This is a genomic window from Bacillus sp. TH22, assembly GCF_016651015.1.
Taxonomy (GTDB): Bacteria; Bacillota; Bacilli; order Bacillales; family Bacillaceae_G; genus Bacillus_A; species Bacillus_A mycoides.
Window position 1 is genome coordinate 1778047 of sequence record NZ_JAEKER010000001.1, and the last position, 14428, is coordinate 1792474.

Consider the following 14428-nt stretch of genomic DNA (forward strand, 5'->3'; position numbering starts at 1 on the left):
ACTTACACTTTACCTATTTTCTCTTTCAAATTTTTTCATTGTATCGTTTAAATTTGTAGGGAAAGGTACGTCAACAACGATCTCTTCTTTCGTAATCGGATGCAAAAAATTAATCTTCATCGCATGTAACGCTTGCCCGGACATATATGTTGTTTGCCCACCATATAATACATCCCCAACTAATGGATTTCCATTATAGCTCATATGAACGCGAATTTGATGCGTTCTACCGGTTTCTAACTGTAACGTTACGAGCGTCGCATTTTGTTTTTTAAAATATTTCTCTACTTTATAATACGTTATAGCTTGGTCTCCCTTTGGAGAAACACGACGCCTTGTAGCATGATGTCGATCTCTTCCGATAGCTGCATCAATTGTCCCCTGCTTCTTTTTTACTTTTCCTTCAACAAGTGCCATATACGTTCTTTTGATTTCCCGTTCCATTAATAAACGATCCATAATTGCACCCGCAATTCTATGTTTTGCGAATACAACACCACCTGTCGTATCTTTATCTAATCTATGGATATGCCGAACCTTCGTCTCTAAACCTTGCATTTGAAAATGAAAAGCAACAAGATTGGCAAGTGTTCCCGTCCCATTTTTTTCAGAAGGATGTGTATCCATTTGCCCCTGCTTATTTACAATGAGTACGTGATCGTCTTCAAACACTACATTTAATTCACCATATTCCGGCTCTACGCCGTACTCCTCCTCCATAAACATATGAACTTGTAACTTATCTCCTTCTTTTAAAAGTTCATTCCATCTCCTTTGTTCTCCGTTAACCGTAACACCTTTTTCCATACGAAGCTGATGTAATAACTTTTTTGGTACTTCCCATTCCATTTTTAACAACGACTCAATACTTATACCATTCCACGTCGCTGGAACTGTAATTTCGCACCATTCGCCCTTTTTCTTTGTTTCCATACTATAATCACCTTATTTCTATTGATTCTCTCATTGTAACGGAAAACATACTTTGATGCACCGTCAAAAATAGAGGACAGTCTTATAATCGACTGTCCCCTCACGCTCTAAGCCTTTTCATCTCCTGCAACACTTCTTCAGCTTTTTGTTCATACAACAAATCTTTAAAGAAATCCGCCAATCGTTTATAGTCGTTGTACGTATCTAATAAGTCGTCTATTTTCTCTCCTTTCATAACTTGCTGCTTTTGCTTCATTTTTACTGGATAACGATACCCCGATACTTCTTGTATTTTGTAATACTCATCCTCTACTTGAATAACTTTTACAATTTCCTCTTCTTCCGCATCCATCGTATACCCGTCAAATTCTCTAAGTAGTTCATAAATAATATGAGTCCATTCATCTTTTGGGTAAAACCCTTTTTCTAACCGATAACCGACAATGCGATACATATGCCCATCGTTTTCAGCAAACTGTACTGTATCATTTAGCTTAAACTTAAAATAACGAAACATTGCCTTCACCTACTTGTATGTAATCTTCTTATCACATACTATGCGCAAAATATAGGCCCTGCTATTCATAAAAAAAACTCATCTATAAGATGAGTTTTTTTATGATGATTTTCCTCTTTTCTTTCGAAATGGTAGCCACCAGTTCCAATCCCCAAACAATTTCATTAAACTTGGTACGAGCATGAGACGGATAATTGTTGCATCAAGAAATATTGCTAATGCAACCCCAAGCCCCATCTGCTTTACTGGTAAAATATCAGTAAAGGCGAACGCACCGGTAACAACAATCATAATTAAAGCGGCGGACGTAATAATCCTACTTGTCGAAACAAGCCCTTCTAACGTTGCTTGATCGTTATCTCCTGTTTCTTCATAAAGCTCATGAATACGTGAAATAAGAAATACTTCATAATCCATGCTAAGCCCAAATACGAGGCCGAAAATAAAGATTGGTAATACAAATAAAACTGAACTCTCTTCTAATCCGAAATGACCACCTTCAAATAACCAAATTACAATTCCAATTGTTGCACTTAAACTAAGTACGTTCATAATAATAGCTTTAATTGGAATGAGTATAGAGCGGAATGCGAATAATAAAATGACAAAGGTTGATCCAAATATAACAGACATACCAATTGCAACTTTATCTTTAATTTCATCTTCTAACTCTTGCTGGAACGTCGTCATACCGCCCAAATAATAAGTAACATCATTTTCTTTATAATTCTTTTTGAAATCACGAACCCATTGTTTTGCGGTTTCTGTACTTGGCTTCGTATCCAAAAAGACTTCCATTGTTGTTTTATTCCCTTTCGTATACGCTTCAAATACAGGAGCTATTTTCGCAGCCTCTGGCGACTGTAACATTCCAGCAACTTGATCTGCTTTCATTCCATTTAGCCCGTCATATACACTTTTCACCTTATATACTTGCTTATCGCCTTTTAACTTTTGAACAACAGCTTCTATCTTTTGTAAACTTTCTTTTTCTGTTATATTTTTCTTCGTCTCTACTACTAATGTAACATCAGCGTGTGTTTGGACAGTTTTATTAAAGGCTTCTTCATACTTCTCAAATGCAACTCTCGTATCACTCTTTTCAGGTAACGCTTCAACACCAGGAAACTGCAAGTTAGCTGTACGTAGCGGTAATAAACAAATAACAATAAATGTTGTAACAACAATAATCATGACGATTGGATGTTTCATTACAAACTGTGCAAATTTACGCCATACATTTGATGGCGTAGGCGCCGCCTGATTCTTTTTTAATATCCTTTTACCAATTAAAGATAATAGCGCCGGAAGAAGTGTTAGCGAAAACAAAATGCTCATAATAACGACAATCATCCCGCTAATAGCAACAGACTGAATATAATCTATCTTAAAGAAAAATAAGCCTGATAAACCGACGAATACACATAACCCTGAAAATACGATCGCACGCCCTGCCGTTTGATACGTAATCGCTATCGCTTCTTTCACTGTTCTCTTCGCAACTTCCTCTCGGAAACGATTTACAAATAACAGTGCGAAATCAATTGATAATGCGAGCCCAATCATCGGTGCAACATTTAACACGAAAATAGATAGCTCTTTATCACTACCTATAAAATATAAAATCCCCATCGTACTAATGACACTAAGCGCACCATTTACAATCGGTAAAATAGACGCAATCAGACTACCAAATGAGAATAATAGTACGAGAAAAGCAATAGGTAATCCAATCATCTCTGCTACTTTTAAATCATTTTGCGTTCTTTCATTAATCTCTTGATTAATTTTCGGATATCCTGTCGGTGTTACTTTTAATACGCTATTACTTTCCTTCTCGATTTTTCCGGCAAATTGTAATGTCTTTTCCATTCGTTCTTTATTTGTTTTCCCGGAAAATAAAATCGTCGCATAACCGATATCATCTTGTAGCATCTCTTTATTTTGCATTGGATGATGGAAAGATTCGTATTTTTCTTTCTCTTCAATTTGATTTATTATCCCCTCTATACGCTTTTGAAAATCCTCATGCGAAGTATCCTTTTCCTTCTCAAAAACGAGTAAAAGTGTATCTTGAGACTGCTTAAAATCTTTATCTAAAATTTCTTTCGTCTTTTGATAATCCCCTTCTGTTTGGAAACCATCACCGCCCAATACTCCTGGAAGTTTTGGAGCAAAAATTCCGAGCACTATCGCAAGTAGTAGTAATGCTACAATTACTGTATAACGAAATTGATACAAAAAAGTTCCTAACTTCCCCCACTTATCAATTTTATGTACATTTGTCTTCACACAGTTTCACCTACTTTATATAATTCACTTGTCATTTATACTTTATCACATCTCCCCATAAACAAAAAACGTCTAGAAAAACTATAATACTAGTTTTTCTAGACGTTTTTTTATCTCTCGTTATTAAGTCCCAATCTCTCGGTAAGTAAACGATGACAATAAATTGCGATGATTAACAAAATGCCACCTGCGCAGTAACCAGCTAAAATATCAGTCGGGTAATGAACATTTAAAATAACTCTACTTAATCCAATCAATATAATTAATATGCCCATCGAAATCGTAATACCACATTTTCCAGCTATGCTTTTCAAATTGGCAGCAATGATATAGGCAAGAAAACCGAATGTTATAATAGATAGCATTGCATGTCCGCTTGGGAAGCTATACCCAAGTGCGTCAAGTGCCTCATTTAATGATGGGCGGTCTCTTTTTGCAATTTCTTTTATTCCCTTATTAACAAGGTGTGTCGTTAATATAGCCATTGGATACACAATCATAGCAGCATAATAACGCTTTTTCCAAAAAACGAGCAAGCTTATAATTAGTGTCGTTATAACTCCAATTGCAGATCCTAGCTTTGTAAAGTATGAGAAGAATGTAAGTGAGCTTTCCGTTTGCAATCCTTTTACCATATCACGTACGTATGTATCCATCATTGTAACACCACCTACATATACCCTCCAAGCGATGATACTAAATAGAACAAATAACAAAATGATACACATTAATTCATACTGATGTAACTTTTTCTTCAATCGATTTCCTCCTACTATGAAAAAATGCGATTTCTACTTTAGAAACCGCATTTTCTTACTTATTTACCTTTTGTTTTCAGCTCTGTCCAGTAGCGATCGTAGTCTTTTAACTTATCGTCTACATCAACAAGCCACTCTGTACGATCTAATTCTTCTTTTGTTAAGAAGATCATGTGATTATCACGATATTCTTTACTATGAAGAGGATGAGCTTTTTCATTTGGATTACTGTAACCAATTGACTCGTAGTTTTTCACACTTACTTTTTCATCTAATAAGTAGTTCATAAACTTCTCTGCAAGTTCTTTATTTTTCGCACCTTTTGGAATTGCTAACGTATCAGCCCAAATTGTGCCACCTTCTTTTGGTACAACGTATCCTACATCTTTATTGTCTTTCGCAATGAATGCTGCGTCTCCAGACCAAACTGTCCCGATCCAAGCATCTTCTGTAATGAATTTTTGTTTAATGTTATCTGTATCGAATGCTAATAAGTTTGGAAGTAGCTTCTGTAAATCAGCAGACGCTGTCTTTAACTGTGCATCCTCTTTCGTGCTATTAGAGAAACCGTTTTTCTTAAGTCCCATTCCTAATACTTCACGAGAATCGTTTAATAAAGTAACATGCCCTTTATATTTCTCGTTCCATAAATCATTCCAGCTTGTAGGTGTTTCTTTCACATACTTTTTATTGTATGCAATTCCTGTTACACCCCAAGTATATACTAGAGAATACTTATTCTCTGGATCAAACGCAGGTGTTTTAAAGTTAGAAACAAGGTTCTCGATGTTCGGGATATTCTTCTTATCTAAAGGCGCTAATAAGTCCATCTTCGCCATCGTTTTCACCATGTAATCAGATGGCTGAATTAAATCATATGTCGCGCCACCAGCTTGTAATTTCGCAAGCATTTCTTCATTACTTGCATATTTATCGTAGTTAATTTTCACGTTATATTTCTTTTCAAAATCTTTTAAAACTTGCTCATCAAAATTGTCAGCCCAGCTATAAATGTTTAATTCTTCTTTTTTCTCACCACAACCAGCAAGTACACCTGCAGCAAGACTGAAGCTAATTGCTATACCAGCTAATCTCTTCACTAATTTCATCGGTTTATTACCTCCTCGTTCTTTCTATATCATTCGTATTATAAAGGAAGGTGTCCTCCAGAGTTTTCTTCACCGTCTGCACCTTTATTACGGAAGATTTCCGATAGCACCATTAATCCTACAATTACAACAATTAATATTGTAGAAAGAGCATTAATTTCAGGCGATACTCCACGCTTAACCATACTATAAATGTATAATGGCAATGTTGTTGATCCTGGTCCTGATACGAAGAAACTAATTACAAAATCATCAATCGATAATGTGAATGTTAATAATGCGGCTGAAATAACTCCTGGTGCAATTGCCGGAAACGTTACATAACGAAACGTTTGCCACGGCGTTGCTCCTAAATCGTTTGCAGCCTCTTCTAAATCACGTCCCATACCAGAAAGACGTGCCGCTAAAATAACAACAACAAATGAAATACTGAATGTAATGTGTGCAATAATAATTGTTGTTTTTCCAAGTTCCATACCTAATTGACTAAATAGGATAAGTAAAGATAATCCCATTAAAATATCAGGAATTAAAATTGGTAAATATACAAGACCGTTAATGGCCCCTTCAAAACGATATTTGTAACGGTGTAATGCAATAGCAAAAATCACACCAAGAACTGTCGTCACAATTGTCGTTATAACAGCAATCGTCATACTATTTACAAACGCATCAATAACATCTTGTTTTTGAAATAAATCTGTATACCAATGGAGTGTAAAGCCCTCCCATTCCGCATTAATGCGAGAATCGTTGAAGGAATATACCATTAAAACCATCATTGGAAAATACAAAAACAATAAGATTAACCAAGAATAAGAAACTAAAAACTTCTTCATTTTTGCCTATTCCCCTCCGTTTCCATCATATTTATATACTTTCGTTGCACGATAATATAAGTAAATTAACAGAACAGAGAATAGAACAACAATCATAGATAACGCGGAACCAAACGGCCAGTCACGTGAACCTAAGAATTGGTTTTGAATTACGTTTCCGATTAATGCTACTTTCGATCCACCCATAACGTCTGATACAACAAACATTCCGATAGAAGAAACGAATACTAAAATAGAACCAGTTGTAATCCCTGACATCGTCATCGGTACTGTTACATTCCAAAATGCCTTTACTGGTGTTGCTCCTAAATCATAAGCCGCCTCTAGCTTACGCTTATCAAGCTGCTCAATTGCTGCATACACTGGTAAAATCATAAATGGTAATAAAGAATATACCATTCCGAGTATTACAGAAGGCGTATTATATAGCAGATTTAAAGGTTCACTAATAATACCTAGTTTCAATAGCAATGTGTTTACAAGTCCTTGTGAACGTAAAATAACAATCCATGCGTATGAACGCACAAGAAAGTTAATCCAGAACGGAATTGTTGCCAATAATAGAAGGATAGAACGATATTTACGATCAACAATTGTAATTGTATAGGCGAATGGATAACCGATTAATAAACATAGTACTGTCGTAATAACAGCTATCTTCACTGTTTCCCATAACGTCCCCATATATAATGGGTCAAACACACGTGCTATGTTATCTAATGTAAATTTCATTTCCACTGTCCCGTATGCTCCGCGCTGCATGAAGGCAAATGCTAATACGAACAGAAGTGGAATTAGGAAGAAGAGTAACAGCCATACGACTGTAGGTAATGCGAGTAATTTCCCTTTCTTCAATTTAAGGTCACCTCGTCCTCTTGCTCCCAGCCTACATATACATTATCTCCAATGCTCCACTGCGTTGCTTCTTCAGCAGTTTGGTATGCCATTAGTAATTCCGCTGTTTTCTCCTCACGTACATATAGCTTTTCCATATTTCCAACAAATTCAATATCTTCAATATGTCCAAGATGGTATTCTTTTAAAATTGGCTCTTCAACCGAGCGAACTTTTACATTTTCAGGGCGAACTGCTACGTAGTTTTCCCCATTTTTCACGATATTATTTTCACCGATGAACGTCGCAACAAACAATGTTTTCGGCTTATTGTAAATTTCCTTAGGCGTGCCGACTTGTTCGATATGCCCTTTATTCATAACGACAATACGATCACTCATACTCATCGCTTCTTCTTGATCGTGCGTTACATATATGAACGTAATTCCTAAATTACGTTGTAAGTTTTTCAATTCACGTTGCAAATCTTTTCTTAACTTAAAGTCAAGCGCTCCAAGTGGCTCATCTAATAGTAATACACGTGGGTTGTTTACAATTGCTCTTGCAATTGCTACACGCTGCTGCTGTCCACCAGAAAGCTTCGAAGGTTTACGATTACGGAACTCAAGTAACTGCGTTAAACGCATTGCCTCTTCCGCACGTTCTTTCTGCTTTGCTGCTGATACTTTTTGCATTTTCATACCGAAACAAATATTTTTTTCAACATTCATATGTGGGAATAGTGCGTAATGTTGGAACACTAAATTCATATGACGCTTGTATGGCGGCAAATCGTTAATCTTTTCATCATCTAATAAAAGATTTCCTTTAGTTGGCGTTTCAAATCCTGCGATCATACGAAGTAAAGTCGTTTTCCCGCAACCACTCGGTCCTAAAATTGTTAAAAATTCTCCTTCTTTAATATCTAAAGAAAGAGGGGGGATAATCACTTGATTTCCAAAATGTTTTTCTACTGCTTCAACTTTAATAATCTTTTTCATTTTCCCGTCCTATCTACCTTAAATTTTAATTTTTATATTCATGAATAAATATTTATGTTCTATAGACTATTTTTTTGTTTCGATCCAAACAAAAATGGTTGTTTAGCAGCGTTCTCTTCTATTCTTTATGTAGTATGTTTGATTCATTTTCGCATGATACATATGTCGAACAGAAAAACCCCTTCAGTTGCGAAGGGGTTTTTATCATACGGCTAAGCCTACTGATAAACACCATCATCATTTTAACAACTTTCGTATGAATTTTAAAGCACTTTTTGTAGAAGAGTAACGAATTTTCATGTCGAATGCTGTAGATTGGGACAAAATGCTTTTATAATGGGAAAAAGTCCGAAAACTTTGTTCACCATGATAGCTGCCTAATCCACTGCTTCCAACGCCCCCAAAAGGTAAATATGGCGTTGCAAGATGATATACGACATCATTTATACATCCTCCGCCATATGAAATATTACTCGTCACTTTCTTTTGCACTTTTCTATCTTCAGAAAATACATATAGTGCTAACGGCTTTGGATGGTGCTGAATCGTTTCAATTACCTCTTCTATTTTGTCATATTCTATAATTGGTAAAATCGGCCCAAAAATTTCATCTTCCATAACAGCACTTTGCCATGTAACATTCGTTAACACTGTCGGCTCGATGTGTAATGTTTCTTTCGTATAATTCCCGCCAATCACAGGTTTACCGTCTTGTAAAAATGTACATAGACGTTCAAAATGACGCTCACTCACAATTCGCACATAATTGTCATTTTGCAAAGCATCTTTTCCATATTGCTCTGCGATTTCATGTCGTAATGCCTCGATTAACTGCTCTTTCACTGAAGAATGAACGTACATATAATCAGGCGCTACACACGTCTGCCCAGCATTCAAAAACTTCCCCCAAACAATCCGTCTTGCGGTTACATCTAGCTTTGCATCTTTATGTACAATACATGGGCTTTTCCCGCCAAGCTCTAACGTAAGAGGCGTTAATTTTTTCGCCGCTGCTTCCATAACAATTTTTCCGACACCAACACTACCTGTAAAGAAAATATAGTCAAACGGTTCCTTTAAAAGTGCAGTGCTTTCCTGAGCACCACCTTCTACTACCGATACAAGCTCTTCTGGGAATAATTCACCTAACATTCTCGTAAGCACTTTTGAAACGTTTGGCGTTAACTCTGACGGCTTTAAAACAACTGTATTCCCAGCTGCCAGCGCTCCTACTAGAGGTGCAATTGCTAACTGAAACGGATAGTTCCACGGTGCAATAATAAGCGTCACACCATACGGTTCTGGTACTACCTTCCCCTTCGATCCGAAATGAGTTAGTGCTGTTCGAACTCGCTTCGGTTTACTCCACGATGACATATGTTTCAATTGAAAAGAAATTTCTTTTAATACATACCCCACTTCCGTTGTAAACGACTCATGAACTGACTTATTTAAATCTAATTTCAATGCTTGAAATATCTCTTCTTCAAAACGCTGAATTCCATCATAAAGCTTTTTCAAATTATTTTTTCTTGTTTCTATACTTCTCGTATATCCATTATAAAAATATTGCTTTTGTTTATTTACAATAGAGGAAATACTCATTCACTCACCTTCTCCCACTATGTTTATCCAATTCTTTCATTATTTATATAGACTTCATATGTAACAAATTTCTATTCTTAAAGTTACATTATATATAACTTTTCCCTTTATATAAAATTCATTGCTCACAAAAAACTACCGAAAGAAAATCTCTCGGTAGTTTTACTGTATTAACGGTATAAACGAACAGCACCTGCAGAATTATCATCAGCTTGTCCTACTACTTCAAACTTCAGACCAAGCTTCGGTAAAATACGTCCTGCATCTGGAATCTGTTGATTAATATACGTTTTCGAATCATCAAACTTCGGTACACCAGCTAAGCCATTATACGTATACGTTCCACGCGTTGGAGATACAACTTTCCAAGCTGGCGTTTTGTCGAATGAGAACGCCGCATCAGCGATCTGGAATCGTGTACTACTGTCAATTGTCGGCTTACCATTTAAAGTTCCTACAATTGCTTCTGGATGAGAATCAACTACACCAAGGAAACCGTGTCCTGGATGTAAACCAACCCAGTTATCTGAGTAAGCTGAGTCTGCATACCATACAACCATACCTGAGTTATATTCTGGACCGCGAGCAAATTTCAATGCGCTATCTGATCCAGTATGGTTTCTCCACTCTACATAGTAGTTATGTTTCTTCTTCTCTGTTCCGCTAGAAACAACGAAACCATCTAATTTAAATTGTGATGTACCTTCTGCATCATCTGAGAATGCAACTTTACCATCTACTGTTAATGACGCATTATCAAGTAGGAAACCATTTAATGCTAAACCACCATCTGTAATGTACTCAAATGTTAATTTTACTTTCTTACCTTTGAATTGACTTAAATCATATGATTTGTCAATCCATTTTCCATTTGTCGAATCTGCATTTCCACTATTTGCTTTCTCGCCAAGTCTTTCAATTAACGTTTGTTGTCCATCTTCTGTTACAGCGTGTACTTCAAGGAAATCATACTCAGCTTCAATCTCATATAATGATTTGAAATCGAATTTCGCATTCGTTGCATTTGTTAAATCGAACAGTGGTGTTTCCATTTTCGTGTGAAGATTGTCACCTTTTGTGCTGTAGTAATACTGTTTACCAAATGCTGGAGCAATTGTTTTTACATCCTTATCTGGTAAGTTAACACGAATCATACCTGGTCGGCTAGATTTCGTAACACTTTGGTCTAAATATGTTGCTAGACCGACACCTTTATTTAATTTCTCGTAATCTACTTCTACGATATTTGCCCAGTTACCACCGATTGTTTTTTGGAAAAACTCTTTATTTTGTGGTGAGAAACTCGTTGGCGTTGTTCCTGCGATCTTACCAGCCCAGCTTCCGCCACTCATAACAGACCAAGCTTGAATTGGTTCACCATGACCGGTATAGTCTGTATCATACTCATCTGGAAGACCTAAATCATGACCATATTCATGTGCGAATACACCAACTGAGCCATCTTCTGGTTCAATTGTGTAGTCGAATGCTGCCATCTTTCCGCCCCAATATGGAACTTTCGATTGCGTACCTTCAATTGGGAATGGTTTTGGTCCAACTGTCCAGCGATGTGACCAAATTGCATCATCACCTAATTTACCGCCGCCTGCTTCTTGTCCAACACCCGCATGAATAATCATTAAGTGATCGATTAAACCGTCCGGTTGATTTTGATTTCCATCAGCATTTACATCGTATTGATCGAACTGATCAAACTGTGATAAATCAAGACCACTATCTACAGCTGCTTTTAATGCATCTTTTACTAAATCACGTGGTCCTTTTGGTCCTTTATTATCATGACCTGTAGCAGCATCTGCACCGTAATCAGCAGCTTTACCAGGAACTGTTAACCATTTTGTAACTGTTCCGTCCACTGTGTAACTACCACCGGATTGCTCTTCGTAATATTGTTTAAACGTTTCGATTTTGCTTCCATCCTCTAACGCGAATGGCTCATCACCGAATAACATTTTTTCATAGTGTTCTTTGTTAAAGTCTTCCGAATACATATAACCAGGTTCTTTATCGATGTTGTTATGTTTAAAGTCAGCGTACTCTACAAGTAAAACAAGTACCTTATCTTTACGAACATCGCCGTTATATGCTTTTTGTTTTGCTGAAGAAGTTGGTACTTTACCATTTAGTCCGCCTTTAACTGGGCCTGTCGCTGCAGGTGTCCCTGTTGCTGGCTGATTTAGTTTTTCTTTCGTGTCTGCTTTCGCATCTTTCACTTTCTTTAAAAAGTCAGATGCTTCTTTCGTAAGTTGATCCCCATTTGTTGCTTCTTTCCCAGGATTTTCACCCTTTTTGTTCTCTACGTACTTTTCGACAGCTTTCTTTGTTTCTTTCTCTGAAGCTGACGAATCAATTACCCCACGTTTTTTTAGCGCATCTGCTAATCTTTCTTCTGGAATTAAGTGATCATCAACTGGACTTGTAGCTGTCTTGTTCTCCGGCGTTTCAGCATATGTAGGCTGACTTCCCGCACCAAGTGACAAGCCTAGAACAGCTGTCAAAGCAATTGATGATAACACTTTAAACGGTTTCTTTTTCATCCCTTATTTCCTCCCCTAATATAAAATATGTATTACATATTTTATATTATTAAAAATTCGATATATTTTCAATATTTAGTTATATTATGTAATTTTTTTAATATATTTGTAAAAATTTCATAGTTAGTATACGAATATATCACAATTCAACAATGTTTTCAGAAAATATTGAAAATATCTGTCAGAAACTTTATAATCGCCATAGAGGGAATTTAATGGGGATTTTATCTTTGTTGCATCTACAAAATATTTGATGATTCACTATATAAAATACAAAATTCGATTGTATTATCATATATTCTGTAGCAGCAGTTATGACCGATAATTAGGGAGGAATTACAATTGTACAAAGATAAGACGGACACACTGGATCAAGAATGGATTGATTTAATACTTGAAGCTCTAGATGCTGGCATTGCCCTGCAAGATATCGAACACTTTTTCCAACGTATGAAGCCATCAAGTCAAGCTCAATAGCCTTGTTCTTTTTAACGAAGTTTATGTTATAATAATGACATCATAAGACGACGACATATTGATAGAAAGGTGCGCAAATATGATAGGAGAACGTATAAAACGCCTTCGTTTACAAAAAGGCATTTCACTAACAGAACTCGCCGAAAAAGCTGGTGTAGCTAAATCTTACATTAGTTCTATAGAACGGAATTTACAAAAAAACCCTTCCATTCAGTTTCTTGAAAAAATTGCAGCTGTTCTACAAATTCCAGTTGATACTTTACTTCATGATGAAACAACAACGGAAAGTCATCTAGACTCCGAATGGACACAACTCGTTAAAGATGCGATGAGCTCTGGTGTCTCAAAAGAACAGTTTCGTGAATTTCTCGAATTTACACAATGGAAGAAAAATCAACAATAATACATATGAAAGAGTGCTTAAAACGGGCACTTCTTTTTTTCTTTATAAAAAAAAGCGGGGAATCCCCCGCTTTTTTTATTTATTATTTTTCTTCGCCATCTGTTTGGTTAGCATTGAATGTCCATTCTAAGTTCAATGAATCGCCTTGGAATTTGTTTTGATCTTTACCATCATCTTCGAATACAAATTGTACCCATAGATAGTCTTCTGTTCCAGCCTCTAATCCACCTTTTTCTCCCCACTCAGGAGCAAAGATATCTTTTGCTAAAAGATCTGGATCAGCATTTTGTAAATCAGCTAAAGTTGTTTCATATACAGGCTCACTTTGTTTATCCCAGTTCCAAAGGAATTTCACCTTAATGTGCTTACCAAAGTCTTCACCAGCATTATTACCATTTGCATCTTTCACAGTATACTTTGTCGCTAATTTAACGTCTTTAATTGCTAAAGTACCGCTATTCTTTAATAAGAACTCTTTCTTAACAGAATCCCCTGGTTTTAAATCTTTAATATCTACAAGCGTTTTAGGGTCTAATGTAAGATCTAACGTCCCAGCTGCAAATGTATTGTTTGACACTTCTTTATCGCTAAAGAATGCAAATGTTCCTCCACCAATTAAAGATAACCCCAATGCTGCTGATGCAACTCCCATACCTAATTTCTTTTTCAGACTCACAATCAATTCCCCCTAGCTGTTTTTTGTATTTTTATCTCTTATTTCAAAATAAGAGGTGTAACTAAAACTATATTAGCTTAGCTAATATTTGTTCTTTTTTTAAAACCTTAAGTTCATTATAACGAACAAAACTATATAAGTACAATATATTTTTTAATTATTTTTATTTCTCAACATTTTTCCTTTTTTCAGAAAATCATTGAGAAATAAGGTGAAACTTTAATCAATGTTTTTCTGCCCATCCCCACTGATTATTAACCTTCACCAAGTGGTGGGCTGCCAACTAACTTCCTCACATTCGTTAAATTTTTAGGTGAAGACCTTATACCTACGAATAGTGAAATAAGAAAAACAAAGCAAATAGGTGAGTAGTAGGGGTCTCTCACCTATTTGTCTTATGATTGTAGTTTATTCCTTCCGAAATGC

The 14428-nt window shown here is 36.1% G+C and carries 13 protein-coding genes; 2 read left to right on the forward strand and 11 right to left on the reverse strand.

Going from position 1 to position 14428, the window contains the following annotated elements:
- Positions 1 to 9 precede the first annotated feature (9 nt).
- The 10 genes from JFU18_RS09000 to inhA1 form a co-directional block, all read right to left on the reverse strand.
- The gene (locus tag JFU18_RS09000) at positions 10 to 933 is read right to left on the reverse strand and encodes an RluA family pseudouridine synthase (RefSeq protein ID WP_201032720.1); all 924 of its coding nucleotides are present in this window, start codon (positions 931 to 933) and stop codon (positions 10 to 12) included.
- Positions 934 to 1033: 100 nt separating this feature from the next.
- Positions 1034 to 1450, reverse strand: a complete 417-nt coding sequence (locus JFU18_RS09005) for a hypothetical protein (protein WP_002011605.1) — start codon at positions 1448 to 1450, stop codon at positions 1034 to 1036.
- Between the two features lie 99 nt (positions 1451 to 1549).
- On the reverse strand, positions 1550 to 3742 hold the full coding sequence (locus JFU18_RS09010; RefSeq protein WP_201034884.1) for an MMPL family transporter: 2193 nt from the start codon (positions 3740 to 3742) through the stop codon (positions 1550 to 1552).
- A gap of 110 nt (positions 3743 to 3852) precedes the next feature.
- The gene (locus tag JFU18_RS09015) at positions 3853 to 4500 is read right to left on the reverse strand and encodes a phosphatase PAP2 family protein (protein ID WP_201032718.1); all 648 of its coding nucleotides are present in this window, start codon (positions 4498 to 4500) and stop codon (positions 3853 to 3855) included.
- Positions 4501 to 4559: 59 nt separating this feature from the next.
- Complete coding sequence (gene potD / locus JFU18_RS09020) at positions 4560 to 5609, reverse strand: spermidine/putrescine ABC transporter substrate-binding protein PotD (protein ID WP_002011485.1); 1050 nt, start codon at positions 5607 to 5609, stop codon at positions 4560 to 4562.
- A gap of 38 nt (positions 5610 to 5647) precedes the next feature.
- Positions 5648 to 6448, reverse strand: coding sequence for a spermidine/putrescine ABC transporter permease PotC (gene potC, locus JFU18_RS09025; RefSeq protein ID WP_002011483.1), 801 nt, complete (start codon positions 6446 to 6448; stop codon positions 5648 to 5650).
- 6 nt (positions 6449 to 6454) lie between these two features.
- Positions 6455 to 7303, reverse strand: coding sequence for a spermidine/putrescine ABC transporter permease PotB (gene potB / locus JFU18_RS09030; protein WP_002126118.1), 849 nt, complete (start codon positions 7301 to 7303; stop codon positions 6455 to 6457).
- Positions 7300 to 8283, reverse strand: a complete 984-nt coding sequence (potA, locus tag JFU18_RS09035; RefSeq protein WP_061675899.1) for a spermidine/putrescine ABC transporter ATP-binding protein PotA — start codon at positions 8281 to 8283, stop codon at positions 7300 to 7302. Before potA ends, potB begins: the two co-directional genes overlap by 4 nt.
- Positions 8284 to 8520: 237 nt before the next feature.
- The gene (locus JFU18_RS09040) at positions 8521 to 9888 is read right to left on the reverse strand and encodes an aldehyde dehydrogenase (protein ID WP_201034883.1); all 1368 of its coding nucleotides are present in this window, start codon (positions 9886 to 9888) and stop codon (positions 8521 to 8523) included.
- Positions 9889 to 10058: 170 nt separating this feature from the next.
- Entirely contained in the window at positions 10059 to 12446 is a 2388-nt protein-coding gene (gene inhA1, locus JFU18_RS09045) for a M6 family metalloprotease immune inhibitor InhA1 (RefSeq protein ID WP_201034882.1), read from the reverse strand.
- A 342-nt stretch (positions 12447 to 12788) separates the two neighbouring features.
- Here inhA1 and JFU18_RS09050 point away from each other — a divergent pair, with 342 nt between their 5' ends.
- Together JFU18_RS09050 and JFU18_RS09055 are read left to right on the forward strand one after the other, a co-directional pair.
- Positions 12789 to 12923 carry an anti-repressor SinI family protein gene (locus tag JFU18_RS09050; protein ID WP_000276222.1) on the forward strand — a complete coding sequence of 45 codons (135 nt, stop codon included), beginning with the start codon at positions 12789 to 12791 and terminating at the stop codon, positions 12921 to 12923.
- Positions 12924 to 13002: 79 nt separating this feature from the next.
- Positions 13003 to 13326, forward strand: coding sequence for a helix-turn-helix domain-containing protein (locus JFU18_RS09055; protein WP_002011473.1), 324 nt, complete (start codon positions 13003 to 13005; stop codon positions 13324 to 13326).
- 82 nt (positions 13327 to 13408) lie between these two features.
- On the opposite strand, the gene calY is transcribed toward JFU18_RS09055, so the two are convergent.
- A complete protein-coding gene (gene calY / locus JFU18_RS09060) occupies positions 13409 to 14002 on the reverse strand; it encodes a biofilm matrix protein CalY (RefSeq protein WP_085309867.1) in 594 nt (197 codons plus the stop codon).
- Positions 14003 to 14428 lie beyond the last annotated feature (426 nt).

What these genes read in the sequence shown, in the direction of transcription:
- JFU18_RS09000 (WP_201032720.1), bottom strand. Translation starts at nt 933, where the DNA reads ATGGAAACAAAGAAAAAGGGCGAATGGTGCGAAATTACAGTTCCAGCG.
- JFU18_RS09005 (WP_002011605.1), bottom strand. Translation starts at nt 1,450, where the DNA reads ATGTTTCGTTATTTTAAGTTTAAGCTAAATGATACAGTACAGTTTGCT.
- potD (WP_002011485.1), bottom strand. Translation starts at nt 5,609, where the DNA reads ATGAAATTAGTGAAGAGATTAGCTGGTATAGCAATTAGCTTCAGTCTT.
- potC (WP_002011483.1), bottom strand. Translation starts at nt 6,448, where the DNA reads ATGAAGAAGTTTTTAGTTTCTTATTCTTGGTTAATCTTATTGTTTTTG.
- potA (WP_061675899.1), bottom strand. Translation starts at nt 8,283, where the DNA reads ATGAAAAAGATTATTAAAGTTGAAGCAGTAGAAAAACATTTTGGAAAT.
- JFU18_RS09040 (WP_201034883.1), bottom strand. Translation starts at nt 9,888, where the DNA reads ATGAGTATTTCCTCTATTGTAAATAAACAAAAGCAATATTTTTATAAT.
- inhA1 (WP_201034882.1), bottom strand. Translation starts at nt 12,446, where the DNA reads ATGAAAAAGAAACCGTTTAAAGTGTTATCATCAATTGCTTTGACAGCT.
- JFU18_RS09055 (WP_002011473.1), top strand. Translation starts at nt 13,003, where the DNA reads ATGATAGGAGAACGTATAAAACGCCTTCGTTTACAAAAAGGCATTTCA.